The organism is Tsuneonella flava, from assembly GCF_002870965.1.
Taxonomy (GTDB): Bacteria; Pseudomonadota; Alphaproteobacteria; order Sphingomonadales; family Sphingomonadaceae; genus Tsuneonella; species Tsuneonella flava.
This window is the reverse complement of the sequence record NZ_PHSO01000006.1, coordinates 283,766-295,918: the sequence shown is the minus strand read 5'-3', so window position 1 is coordinate 295,918 and position 12,153 is coordinate 283,766. Positions and strand designations below refer to the sequence as shown.

Annotated in this window: 10 protein-coding genes and 1 pseudogene; 4 read left to right on the top strand and 7 right to left on the bottom strand. The window is 60.3% G+C overall.

Annotated features, from left to right (window positions below):
- Positions 1 to 42 precede the first annotated feature (42 nt).
- Together CV013_RS11210 and CV013_RS11205 are read left to right on the top strand one after the other, a co-directional pair.
- On the top strand, positions 43 to 438 hold the full coding sequence (locus CV013_RS11210; RefSeq protein ID WP_190276480.1) for a hypothetical protein: 396 nt from the start codon (positions 43 to 45) through the stop codon (positions 436 to 438).
- Between the two features lie 7 nt (positions 439 to 445).
- Positions 446 to 994, top strand: coding sequence for a DUF924 family protein (locus CV013_RS11205; protein WP_102155677.1), 549 nt, complete (start codon positions 446 to 448; stop codon positions 992 to 994).
- Between the two features lie 13 nt (positions 995 to 1,007).
- Here the strand turns inward: CV013_RS11205 and CV013_RS16055 are convergent, their stop codons facing one another.
- The 4 genes and pseudogenes from CV013_RS16055 to guaA all read right to left on the bottom strand — a co-directional run bounded on the left by CV013_RS16055 (position 1,008) and on the right by guaA (position 3,847).
- Complete coding sequence (locus tag CV013_RS16055; RefSeq protein WP_408057043.1) at positions 1,008 to 1,139, bottom strand: CHRD domain-containing protein; 132 nt, start codon at positions 1,137 to 1,139, stop codon at positions 1,008 to 1,010.
- Between the two features lie 5 nt (positions 1,140 to 1,144).
- Positions 1,145 to 1,363: pseudogene (locus tag CV013_RS16050) on the bottom strand (CHRD domain-containing protein); the annotation flags it as partial.
- Positions 1,364 to 1,565: 202 nt separating this feature from the next.
- Entirely contained in the window at positions 1,566 to 2,276 is a 711-nt protein-coding gene (locus tag CV013_RS11195) for a DUF4336 domain-containing protein (RefSeq protein WP_102155672.1), read from the bottom strand.
- On the bottom strand, positions 2,273 to 3,847 hold the full coding sequence (guaA, locus tag CV013_RS11190; RefSeq protein ID WP_102155670.1) for a glutamine-hydrolyzing GMP synthase: 1,575 nt from the start codon (positions 3,845 to 3,847) through the stop codon (positions 2,273 to 2,275). Before guaA ends, CV013_RS11195 begins: the two co-directional genes overlap by 4 nt.
- Before the next feature lie 361 nt (positions 3,848 to 4,208).
- Between guaA and CV013_RS11185 the strand changes: the two genes are divergently transcribed.
- Positions 4,209 to 4,514: a UrcA family protein gene (locus tag CV013_RS11185; RefSeq protein WP_102155668.1), complete on the top strand. Its 306-nt coding sequence runs from the start codon at positions 4,209 to 4,211 to the stop codon at positions 4,512 to 4,514.
- A gap of 545 nt (positions 4,515 to 5,059) precedes the next feature.
- Here the strand turns inward: CV013_RS11185 and CV013_RS11180 are convergent.
- Genes CV013_RS11180 through CV013_RS11170 form a run of 3 tightly spaced genes read right to left on the bottom strand, consistent with a single transcriptional unit; the run spans position 5,060 to position 9,468 of the window.
- Entirely contained in the window at positions 5,060 to 6,631 is a 1,572-nt protein-coding gene (locus tag CV013_RS11180) for a class I adenylate-forming enzyme family protein (RefSeq protein ID WP_223805211.1), read from the bottom strand.
- Positions 6,628 to 8,052 (bottom strand): M20/M25/M40 family metallo-hydrolase, encoded by a 1,425-nt coding sequence (locus tag CV013_RS11175; RefSeq protein WP_102155665.1) that lies wholly within the window; start codon positions 8,050 to 8,052, stop codon positions 6,628 to 6,630. The genes CV013_RS11180 and CV013_RS11175 overlap by 4 nt, the downstream gene beginning before the upstream one ends.
- 30 nt (positions 8,053 to 8,082) lie before the next feature.
- A complete protein-coding gene (locus CV013_RS11170) occupies positions 8,083 to 9,468 on the bottom strand; it encodes an L-serine ammonia-lyase (RefSeq protein ID WP_102155664.1) in 1,386 nt (461 codons plus the stop codon).
- A gap of 127 nt (positions 9,469 to 9,595) precedes the next feature.
- Here CV013_RS11170 and gyrB point away from each other — a divergent pair, with 127 nt between their 5' ends.
- Positions 9,596 to 12,136, top strand: a complete 2,541-nt coding sequence (gene gyrB / locus CV013_RS11165) for a DNA topoisomerase (ATP-hydrolyzing) subunit B (RefSeq protein ID WP_102155961.1) — start codon at positions 9,596 to 9,598, stop codon at positions 12,134 to 12,136.
- Positions 12,137 to 12,153: the final 17 nt, after the last annotated feature.

Here is a 12,153-nt window from a genome sequence, read left to right as displayed (position 1 = left end):
TATAGAGCACCCAAGAAGGGGCTTAAACCGAGGAGTATTGCAATGAACAGAATCGTACTGACCATTGCCGCCCTTGCCGGTATCGCGACAGTGACCGGCCCGGCGGTCGCCAAGGAACGTTTGACTGGCGAACAGCAGCTTGAAAAGATGCTGGAAGGACGTGTTGCCGGAAAACCGCAGGCCTGCATCAGCCGGTTTCAGCAGGATAATATGAAAATGATCGATGGCACCGCGCTGGTATATGGCCGGGGCAAAACGATCTGGGTCAATGTCCCGACCAATCCCGATAGTCTGGACGACAGCGATATTCTGGTCACGCGCCAGTTCGGCAGTCAGCTGTGCCGGATGGATATGGTCCACACCGTCGACCGGATGAACGGGTTTTACACCGGCAACGTATTCCTCAGCGAATTCGTCCCTTACACCCGCACGAACTGAGCGCAGGATGGCGGCCCCCACGCGGCGCTGGGCCGCCGACCTGCTCCATTTCTGGTTCCACGAGCTCGGTCCTGCCGACTGGTGGGGTGGCTCGCCCGCACTCGATGCCCGGATAGAGCGTCGTTTCGGGCATATTCTCGCGATGTTACGGACGCGCCCGGCGCGTGAATTCCTGTCCGATCCGCTGATCGCGCGGGCAGCGGTGCTGCTGTTCGATCAGGTGCCGCGTAATATTCATCGCGGCACTCCTCTGGCATTTGCGAGCGATCCTCTGGCCCGTCGGATCGCAAAGGCGGCGATTGCGCGTGGCTGGGGCAGGGGGCTTTCGCGCAATGAACGCGCTTTCCTCGGTATGCCGCTGATGCACAGCGAAGCGATTGCCGATCAATTGCACAGTCTTGTGTGGTTTCGCGATATTCCGGGTAACTTCGCCTTTGCCCGCGCGCATTATCGCATGATCGCCCGCTTCGGTCGCTATCCCCACCGCAACCCGATCCTCGGTCGCAAGAGCAGCGCAGCGGAAAAGCGGGCCGTTGCGGCAGGGAATGCGTGGTAACGCCTGCGGGCAATCAAGGCATCAACTGACCGCGGATCGCCCCGTTGGGATATGCCGTGGTGTGGATATTGACATAGAACTGCTGCGGATTGCCCTGAATGCGGTTCTGCGTCCATTCGGCGCCTTCCGAACAGCCCCTTTCCATGTGCCTTCGTTCGATTTGGTCAGGGTGAACACCGGCGGCCCGTTAGTGCCTGCCACACCATAATGAATGTGGGCCGCGGTGACGGTGTCGATATTATGGATGTCGTGCAAGTCCCAGCACACCTGATCGAAGTTGTCGGAAATGGTGATGGATGCCTTGCCGGTTCCATCCGCATCGCCGCCGCCCACTTCCTGCGCGCCGGTCAGGTTGGCGTGGTATGTCATGTTGGTGGCGGACGCGACGGCTTCTTCCACAGTGGCGCATCCGGCCAGCGCCAAAGCGCCGACAGCGGCGGTTGCAATCAGGGGTAGCCTGGTCATCTCTCTCTCCTTCGCTCCGCGTCCGTTGTGTGCAAAGTCCCTGTTTGCCAACGCGGAGAGAGAGGGGGTGTTCCGGCAAGTGTCTGATATAAAAATAAATATTCCTCTAGGTGAGGAGCCAGCCAAACGCCTGATGCAGATAGGCCGCACCATTGCTGCGCGCGATCTCGCCATGCGCCATGATGACCCGTTCGGGCTGGCTGGCCAGCATCCGTTCGATTTTGGCCCGTGCGCTGGCGCGGTCGCGAAATGTCAGCCGCACCTCCAGCGGGGCATAGCCCCAACCTTCCACGATCTTCCACAGACGCGCGATCGGGCGCTGCCACCATTTCCAGTGCTGGCGGAGGAATGCTTCGCTGAAATTCTCGCTCATGTCAGTCAGAATGACTGTGCGCGATGGTAAGTGAACGAATTCGACTTCGTCCAGAAACGATGAATTGGTGAGGTGATACTGATCGATCTGCCCGGCCCAGTCCGCTGGCGCGCCATCGCTCAGTACACCATCGAAAGACAGGTCGCTGCGCTTGTCGATCAGCGTTTGCGGTCCCCACAATCTGGCGTCGGGCCAGCGGGCGATCCATTGCGGCAGGAACAGGTGGTGGATTTTGTTCGGTGCGACAAGGTGGCGCACCGGGCCAAGTGAATTCACTTGCGCCGCCAGATCGTCGTCTACCGCAATCGGGGACCACACCCACAGATCGCCATTCGCCAGCCGCACGATCACCATGCGAGTGGGGTAAGCGCAGGTATAGAAATCGACTATCGGCCCTTCGACGACCCATAGATCGGGGGCGAGTTGTTCCAATGTGCCGGTCATTCCCACTCGATCGTGCCAGGCGGCTTGCTGGTGTAATCATAGACCACGCGATTGATGCCCTGCACTTCGTTGACGATGCGGGTGGCGCATTGCGTCAGGAAGCTGGCATCGAAAGGATAGACATCGGCGGTCATCCCGTCGGTGCTGGTGACTGCGCGCAAGGCGCAGACACTGTCATAAGTGCGCCCGTCACCCATGACGCCCACGGTTTTGACCGGTAGCAACACAGCGAACGCCTGCCAGATGGCATCGTAAAGCCCGGCGTTACGGATTTCTTCGAGGTAGATCGCGTCGGCCTTACGCAGAATATCGCAACGTTCCTTGCTCACTTCGCCGGGGATGCGGATAGCGAGGCCGGGGCCGGGGAAGGGGTGGCGGCCGACGAACAGATCGTTCAACCCCAGCTCGCGACCCAGTTCGCGGACTTCGTCCTTGAACAGTTCGCGCAGTGGCTCGACCAGCTTCATATTCATGCGTTCGGGAAGACCGCCGACATTGTGGTGGCTCTTGATCGTGACCGACGGGCCGCCAGTGAAGCTGACGCTTTCGATCACATCGGGATAGAGCGTGCCTTGGGCAAGAAAGTCCGCGCCGCCCAGTTTCTTCGCCTCTTCCTCGAACACGGCGATGAATTCGGCGCCGATGAATTTGCGCTTCTTTTCCGGGTCGGTCACTCCGGCAAGGCCGCGCATGAAGCGTTCTTCCGCATCGACCACGACGAGGGGAATATTGTAATGATCGCGGAACAGCGTTTCGACCTGTTCGCGTTCGTTCAAACGCAACAGCCCGTGATCGACGAATACGCAGGTGAGCTGATCGCCGATCGCTTCGTGAATCAGGATTGCAGCGACCGAGCTGTCGACCCCGCCGGAAAGGCCGCAGATCACCCGTCCATCGCCGACCTGCTGGCGGATTTCGGCCACCTTGGTTTCGCGGTAATGCGCCATCGTCCAGTCGCCGGGAATGCCGCATACGCGGTGGACGAAATTGGCGATCAGCTTTGCCCCATCGGGCGTGTGGACCACTTCGGGGTGGAACTGTGTGCCGTAAAACTTGCGGCTCTCGTCGGCGATCACAGCGAACGGAGCGCCATCGCTGATCGCGACGATTTCGAACCCGTCGGCAAAGCGGGTGACTTTGTCCCCGTGGCTCATCCACACCTGATGGCGTTCGCCTTCCTGCCACAGTCCGTCGAACAAGGCGCACGATTTGGTCACTGTCAGATAGGCACGTCCGAATTCGCCGCCATCGCCGGTTTCATGGCCGGGGCGGACTTCGCCACCGAGCTGATGGGTCATTACCTGTTGGCCGTAACAGATGCCGAGGATCGGCAACCCCGCTTCGAACAGCATCTGCGGTGCGCGCGGACTGCCTTCGTCCGGCACACCGGCGGGCGAACCGGACAGAATGATGCCCTTAGGCTTCATCCGGTGGAATGCCTCTTCCGCCTGAGTGAAGGGCGCGATTTCGGAATAGACGCCCGCTTCGCGCACGCGGCGTGCGATCAGCTGGGTCACCTGGCTGCCGAAATCGACGATAAGGATGGAATCGGGGAGAAGGGCCTGGTCCATGGCGGGGAGCGTTAGGCCGGGCGCAGGCAAACTGTCCAGCGGCGTGACGCAGATAATGCACTGTCGCGCGATCCGGGCTGTTGCGTGTCGTGCGTCGGGAAATGGAGGAATGTTGCGCCGCACACAACATCGATGCGTCAATTATGTCGTGATGGTGGATGTGGTGTTATAAAAAACATTATATATCAGATGCTTGTATGGCGGTGGCGATCAGGTGATCCAATTTCGCTTTTGGTTCGTCGCTGGCAACGGCAGTTTCGTTTTTTGCGGTTGCGAAGTTTATGATGCACTGCACAATGATGCTGTCTCAGGGGGAGACCGCGCCTGGCAGGTTTGAACCATATCAAAGGGAATCAGACCTATGCGTATCGCCATTCTTGCATTTGCTACTGCCATCGAGCTGGCCGCGACATCCGCCAGTGCGGAAGAAGTCACTGTCAGCGTTTCCTATGCCGATCTCGATCTCACCAAGCCCAGCGATGTGACCACTCTCGAAGGGCGTCTGGCCAGTCGCATTCGCGATGTCTGTGCGCCGTCGCGTGGCTGGCAATATCGCCGATCCACTGCGAAATCGGAATGTGTATCGCAAGCGATGGAAAGCGCGCTGGTCAAGATTGCCGAAGCGCGTGAAGCTGCCACCTCCACTCAGGTAGCCATCGCCAGGTAAACTGCACGCACCGGTTCCTGTCAGTTCGCCAGGCTGCCATGCAGATGGGGCGAGGGCAGGGACCGGCGCGATAAGCGCGGCAATGACGTGTGACAATGCCATAGCATTTTTGCCATCGCTGCGATTGCGCTTCGAACGAGACGTGCAGTTTCACGCAATCGCGGATCGGCCTGATATCATATAATGCACTAAATTAATTACATAATTTAAAGAAACCCTTTCCTTCTATCGGAAGGGGGAGGTGTTTTTTGTTGCGTTCAGTGCAACTCAAAGCGCCTTTTTCGCATTTGTCTCTTGGTGGGCTGACCCCTATCTCCGCCATTGAACCGGGTTGGGAATGGCCTCTCCCCCCATTGTGGCCCCTGGCCCGGTTGCAGATGGTCGGTAACCACGCCCCTCCCCCCCTGCGGTTACCGAATCCTGCATCGCCTCGCCTCCGATTGGAAGCGAGCGAAACGAAGCGGAGCGGTGGCGCCCCTCCCCCCTTAAAATGCCGCCGCTCCGCTTTCACTCTTCAACAAAACGGAACAGTCTGGATTGAGTGGTCAGGCTACCTCAAGCTTTTCGGCGCGTTCGCGCAGTTCGGTCTTGAGTAATTTGCCAATATGGCTGCGCGGCATTTCGTCGATTGGCAGCAGGCGCGACAGGCGCTGTGTCTTGCCCAGCGCGGCGTTCACGTCTGCCATGATCGCATCGACATCGCTTTGCATGACACCCGATGCCAGCCGCACGAAACCGACCGGCGTTTCGCCCCATGCCCGGCTGGGCACGCCCACCACTGCCGCTTCGGCCACGCGGGGGTCGGCCTCCAGTGCGGCTTCCAGATCGCTGGGGTAGATATTGAACCCGCCGGAGATGATCATGTCCTTTGCGCGGCCGACCAGTTCGACGAATCCATCGCTGTCGATCCGCCCGATATCGCCCATCCGCTGCCATGTTTCGCCCGTTTCAGGGTGAGTCCAGTACCCTTCCTGCGTCTTGCCGGGCTGGTTCCTGTATCCCATCATCATGGTGCCGCTGCGCCCCACCAGATTGCCTGCGATGCCTGCGGGCACCGGCTGGTCGCTATCGTCAAGCACGAGCAGTTCGCTGCCGGGGGCGGGGCGGCCCACGGTATGCAGCTTATCGAGAAATTCGTGGCATGGGAGCAGGCACACGACCCCGCCTTCGGTCATCGAATAGATTTCGATTAGCGCACCGGGCATTCGCGCCAGAACTTCGCGCTTCAGCTCCGCAGAAAACGGTGCCGAGGTGCAGTATTTCAGCTTCATCGCCGACAGGTCGAATTCGTCGAAGCGCGGTTCGTCCATCAATCGCTGGTACTGCACCGGGACCAGCATAGTCATGTCGGCGCGATCTGCCTGCGCCCCTTCCAGCCAGCGGATGGTGTTGAACTTACCCATTACCCGCACAGTGCCACCTGCGAACAGCGGTGGCAGGAATGCGACCATCGTAGTGTTGGAATAAAGCGGCGTCGATGCCAGCGACACCGGGCCAAATCCCTGTGAAAGCACGCTCTTCCCGGTGCCGGCAAATTGTCGCCAGCGCATCTGGTGCGAATGGACGATACCCTTGGGAATGCCGGTCGTGCCGCTCGAATAGATGATGTTGAATGGCTCGCCTTCCAACGGGTCGAACGGCGTGGCAATGGTCCCGACCGGTGCCATCCACGTATCCAGCTCTTCATCCAGCACGATACGATCGAGTTGGGAGAGGAAATCCGGCCCCAGTTCATTCAACCTGCTACGATCGATAAACAGATGTCGCGCGCCGCTGTCGGCGGCCATCCCGGCAAGCTGTTCGGCACTGGCGCTGGTGGTGAGCGGGGCGGCCACGCCCCCGGCCCGGACAGCGGCCAGAAACACCAGAGCATAGGCGATACTGGAATACCCCAGGATCGCCACCGATTGCCCGCGTTCGAGTCCGGTTTCCTGCAACCGGGCGGCGATCCGCTCTATCCGCTCGACCATTTCGGCCCAGCTCAGCTCTCCCTGTTCATCGCGCAGTGCGGGCTTATCCGGGTGGACTCTCGCCCACTCGGACAGCACTTGCGGGAACGAGCCAAATGGTTCGCTCAGCCGGGCGGCGATAGTGTCCGCCGAAAGGGTAGCGGTCACTTGTTCGCCAGCTCTTTGACCAGATCGAACAGGTAATCGCGGGCGGTGTAGACCGCCTTCACTTCGACGCGTTCGTTCAGGCCGTGGGTGCCATTGCCATCGGGATCGACCCACAGGCTGGGCACACCATATGTCGGAATGCCGGCGCCACTGGTGTAAACCCCGTCGGTCGCGCCGGTGGACATGCTGGGCACGACTGGAACGCCGGGATAATATTTCGCGGCCAGCTTCTCCATCGGGCCGATCAGCTTGGGATCGAGCGGCGGTGCCTTGGCCAGCGGTTTGTCATCGCGGCGATAAGCAATCTCTACAGCGGGATTGCCGATCACTTTGGCCAGCGTATCCTTGATTTCCGCCGGGGTGTGGCCGGGGAAAATCCGGCAGTTGATGTTCGCGTCGACATGTTGCGGCAGGGCATTCACGGCATGGCCGCCATCGATCGTCGTCGCCACGCAGGTGGTGCGCAGCATCGAATGCATCGCCTTGTCCTGATCGACGATAGACAGCGCGGCCTTGTCGTTCACGTTTTTGGAGATCGCGACCATTGCCTTGCCCAGTTCGTCCGAACGCATTGCGCCCGCCTTGGCGAAGAAAGCGCGGGTGGTGTCGTTCAATTCGGCAGGGAATTCGTGTGCGCGTACTTTCTCGATGGCGTCCGCCATTTCATAGATCGCGTTTTGCGGCACGGGCTGAGAGCTGTGCCCACCGGGATTGGTCGTAGTCAGAGTGTAATCCTGATAGACTTTCTCACCTACCTGAATGGTCTGGACCACCAGATGACCCTTGCCATCGGTGCGCCCGCCGCCGCCTTCGTTCAGTGCGAATTCCGCATCGATCAGCGGCAGCTTGTTAGAGGCCAGATACTGTGCGCCGTTAAACGCCGTATCGGTTTCTTCGCCGCAGGTCAGCGCCATCTTCACGGTGCGAGCAGGCTTGTACTTGTCCTTGGCAAAACGGATGAGGGTGTCTGCCCACACGGACGACATGAACTTGTCGTCCACAATGCCGCGGGCATAGTAATAGCCGTTTTCTTCGACCACCTTGAACGGATCGCGCACCCAGTCGGAACGCTTTGCATTCACGACATCGATATGGCCGAGCAGCAGCATCGGCTTCAGCGTTTTGGAAGTGCCGGGATAGACGACCACGATCCCGCCGTCCTTCGGGTGTTCGGGCACGGAAAACTGCGTGATCCAGTCTTTCGGAATGCCTGCAGCTTCCAGTCGCGTGGCAAGCTGAGCAGAGGCGACGGTGCAGTTGCCGTTATCGGGAGAGGTGTCGGTTTCGACCAGTTCCTTGTAGAGATCGAAGAACTGGCTTTGATCGGGGCGCAGCTTGCCCATCTGGCCGGTCGGAACTTGTGCAGCGGCAGGAATGGCGAGGCTGAGTGCGGCCACACCGGCCAGGAAACGTGCGATCATGTCTGCTTTCTCCCGTTGTCTGAACGGGTTTCAGCACTCGATCACATTGACTGCAAGCCCGCCCTGACTTGTTTCTTTGTATTTGGTCGACATGTCGAGTCCCGTCTGGCGCATGGTCTCGATTACCTGATCGAGACTGACCCGCGTTTCCGCTTCGGTGCGGTGGAGCGCCAGACGCGCGGCGTTGACCGCTTTGACCGCGCCGATGGCATTGCGTTCGATACACGGTACCTGCACCAGCCCGCCGACAGGATCGCAGGTGAGGCCGAGATTGTGTTCCATGCCGATTTCCGCCGCGCAGGCGACTTGCGCCGGGGTGGCGCCCCACAACGCCGCCAGCCCGCCCGCTGCCATCGAGCAGGCTACGCCCACTTCGCCCTGACACCCCATCTCAGCCCCGGAAATGCTGGCGCGCTGTTTATACAGCAGGCCAATTGCCCCGGCGGTGAGCAGGAATGTACGGCGGCTTTCGCGGCAAGCACTCTCGTCCGCTGTCTTGCAGTAAAACCGCATCACAGCAGGGATGATGCCCGCGGCGCCATTGGTGGGGGCAGTTACGACCCGGCCCCCGGCGGCGTTCTCTTCGTTCACGGCCATTGCATAGCAGTTGAGCCAGTCGAATAATTGTTCGCGCTCGTTCGATTGGGGGCTGGCGCTCAGCTTGTCCCACATGTCCGGTGCGCGGCGCGATACTTTCAGGCCGCCGGGCAGAATGCCGCGCTGGTGCAGGCCGCGTTCGATGCATTGGTCCATCGCCTGCGCGATCCGATCCAACCCGGCCAGTGTCTTGTCGCGCGGCCGATAGGCATCTTCATTGGTCAGAACGATATCGGCAATCGCCAGACCGCTGCCGGCACATTGGTTCAGCAATTCGGCAGCCGATCCGAAATCGTGCGGCACGGCAGTGCCGGTGGTGACGCGGTCTGCCTTGGGCGGGCGCTTCAATTGCGCTTCGGATGCGACGAATCCGCCGCCGGTCGAATAATACGTGCGTTCGAGCAGGGGCTCGCCTGCCGCATCGAACGCAGCGAGTTTCATCCTGTTGGGGTGCAGGCTGGGAATTATATGCCCCGCCAGATCGATATCGCGCGTCGTATCGAAAGCGATGGTATGTTTGTCACCAAGCGCGATCCGGCCTTCGTCGGCAATGCGCGCCAGTGTCGCCGCCGCTTCGTCAGGGCAGGTTTTGTCGGGGCGAAATCCGGCGAGGCCCAGAATCGTGGCGTCGACAGTGCCGTGGCCCACCCCTGTCAGTGCCAGGGATCCCTGCAATTCGACTGCGATTCTAGCGACTTGCTCCAGCTTGCTCGTTCTGCCCAGAGCGCGAATAAACATCCCGGCAATCCGCATCGGGCCGACCGTATGCGAGGAAGACGGGCCAATCCCGATACGGAAGACATCGAGTACGGAGAGCATGGCTGGCAGATGGCCGCGCGCAGGAAAGCGGTCAAGTGGGTGCAGGCAAAACTGTATGTGCGGAGACCTGTGGGAAATGGCGGCGGGAAACTTTGGATTTTCCCCGCCGCCAGCCTATATGATGGCCATGAACGAGAACCCCGCAGAATCCCCCGAAAGCACCCCGAAGAAGAACGGCTATGGCGCAGACAGCATCAAGGTGCTGAAAGGGCTCGATGCCGTCCGCAAGCGGCCCGGTATGTATATCGGTGATACCGACGATGGTTCGGGCCTGCACCATATGGTGTTCGAAGTGAGCGACAACGCCATCGATGAGGCGTTGGCGGGTCATTGCGATCTGGTGCTGATCGAACTCAACCCCGATGGTTCGGTGTCGGTAGAGGATAACGGGCGCGGTATCCCGGTCGACATGCACAAGGGAGAAGGCGTGTCGGCGGCGGAAGTCATCATGACTCAGCTCCACGCTGGCGGTAAGTTCGAAAACACCAGCGACGACAACGCCTACAAGGTATCGGGCGGCCTGCACGGTGTGGGTGTGTCGGTCGTGAACGCCTTGTCCGAATGGCTGGAACTGGTGGTCTGGCGCGATGGCAAGGAACACTGGATGCGGTTCGAGCATGGCGACGCCGTCAAATCGCTCGAAGTGCGCGGCGATGCGCCTCCGGTGGCTTCCAACGGCGACGAGGATGGCCTGAAGAAAGGCACGCGCGTTACTTTCCAGGCTAGCCACGACACGTTCAAGAACGTGACCGAATTCGATTTCGACAAGCTCGAACACCGTTACCGCGAACTGGCGTTCCTCAATTCGGGTGTTCGCATCCTGCTGCGTGACCGTCGCGGGGAAGAGGCGGTTGAGCACGATCTGTTTTACGAAGGCGGCATCGCGGCATTTGTTAAGTACCTCGACCGCAACAAGGATGCTCTTATTTCGGAACCGATTTCGGTCAGCGCGGAAAAAGACGGGATCGGCATCGATGTCGCATTGGAATGGAACGATTCGTACTATGAAAACGTCCTCTGCTTCACCAACAACATCCCGCAGCGCGACGGCGGCACCCATCTGGCGGCATTCCGCGCTGCGCTGACTCGCACGCTCAACAACTACGCCACCGCTTCGGGCATGATGAAGAAAGAGAAGGTGTCTCTTTCGGGCGAAGATATGCGCGAAGGGCTGACCGCGATCGTTTCGGTCAAACTGCCCGATCCTAAGTTCTCTTCGCAGACCAAGGATAAACTGGTCAGTTCCGAAGTGCGTCAGCCGCTCGAAAGTCTGATGGGCGAAAAGATGACCGAATGGCTGGAAGAAAACCCGGCCGATGCCAAGGCGATCATTCAAAAAGTCATCGATGCCGCTGCCGCGCGCGAGGCCGCCCGCCGTGCCCGCGAAATGAGCCGCAAGGGCGCGATGAGCGTCGCCAGCCTGCCGGGCAAGCTGAGCGATTGCCGCGAACGCGATCCATCGAAGTGCGAACTGTTCCTGGTCGAAGGTGACTCGGCAGGCGGTTCGGCCAAGTCCGGGCGCGACAGCAAGTATCAGGCGATCCTGCCCTTGCGCGGCAAGATTCTGAACGTGGAACGCGCGCGGTTCGACCGGATCATCAGTTCGAAGGAAGTCGGCACACTGATTCAGGCGATGGGCACCGGCCTGCGCGACGAATTCAATCTGGAAAAGCTGCGCTACCACAAGATCGTCATCATGACCGACGCTGACGTGGACGGGGCGCATATTCGCACTCTGTTGCTCACCTTCTTCCACCGGCAGATGCCCGAAATCGTCAAGGCCGGGCACCTGTTCATCGCACAGCCGCCGCTGTTCAAGGTGAGCAAGGGGCGCAGCGAAGTCTATCTGAAGGATCAGGGCGCGCTCGATCGCTATCTGGTCGATGCCGGGCTGGCCGGTCGCATGCTGGAAACGCGCGGTGGCGCGCGTTCGGGTGCGGACTTGCGCGAACTGGTCGATCACGCATTGCGCCTCCGCAATCTGCTCGCCTTCATCCCGCGCAAGTACGATACTGGTGTGATCGAACAGATGGCACTGGCCGGGGCACTCGCCCCCGATCTTGATCGGGCCGGGCGCGAAGCCGCGCTGGCACAGGCCGCTCATCGGCTCGGCATGGGCGACCCGGAAGGCAAATGGTCGGCCGCCATGCTGGATGATGGATCGGTTCATATCGACCGGCTGTGGCGCGGTGTCACCGATGTGCATGAAGTCGATGCGAAGTTCCTCGACAGTGCCGAAGCGCGCAAGCTGCACAAGCTGGCGGGCGAGCAGGTCGATGCCTTCGCCGATCCGGCGCAACTGGTCCGCACCGCTGCCGATGCGGAGCAGGAAGCGGATGTCGACGCAGCAGCGACTGAAGATGGCGAGGAAGAAATCGTCGTCGCGCGCGAAGGTGCGGTCACGCGTCCGTCCGAACTGCTCGATGCGGTGCTGGCCGCAGGTCGCAAAGGCCTGTCGATCAGCCGGTACAAAGGGCTGGGCGAAATGAACGCGGAACAGCTGTGGGAAACCACGCTCGACCCGGAAAATCGGGCGCTGTTGCAGGTGAAGGTCGAAGATGCCGATGTGACGGACGAAATCTTCACCCGCCTGATGGGCGACGTAGTCGAACCGCGCCGCGAATTCATTCAGGACAACGCGCTGAACGTCGCCAATCTCGATATCTGATCGCGCGGCGAATTTAC

Coding starts and splice junctions, on each gene's coding strand:
- CV013_RS11210 (WP_190276480.1), top strand. CDS start 43: ATGAACAGAATCGTACTGACCATTGCCGCCCTTGCCGGTATCGCGACA.
- CV013_RS11205 (WP_102155677.1), top strand. CDS start 446: ATGGCGGCCCCCACGCGGCGCTGGGCCGCCGACCTGCTCCATTTCTGG.
- CV013_RS16055 (WP_408057043.1), bottom strand. CDS start 1,139: ATGGAAAGGGGCTGTTCGGAAGGCGCCGAATGGACGCAGAACCGCATT.
- CV013_RS11195 (WP_102155672.1), bottom strand. CDS start 2,276: ATGACCGGCACATTGGAACAACTCGCCCCCGATCTATGGGTCGTCGAA.
- guaA (WP_102155670.1), bottom strand. CDS start 3,847: ATGGACCAGGCCCTTCTCCCCGATTCCATCCTTATCGTCGATTTCGGC.
- CV013_RS11185 (WP_102155668.1), top strand. CDS start 4,209: ATGCGTATCGCCATTCTTGCATTTGCTACTGCCATCGAGCTGGCCGCG.
- CV013_RS11175 (WP_102155665.1), bottom strand. CDS start 8,052: ATGATCGCACGTTTCCTGGCCGGTGTGGCCGCACTCAGCCTCGCCATT.
- CV013_RS11170 (WP_102155664.1), bottom strand. CDS start 9,468: ATGCTCTCCGTACTCGATGTCTTCCGTATCGGGATTGGCCCGTCTTCC.
- gyrB (WP_102155961.1), top strand. CDS start 9,596: ATGAACGAGAACCCCGCAGAATCCCCCGAAAGCACCCCGAAGAAGAAC.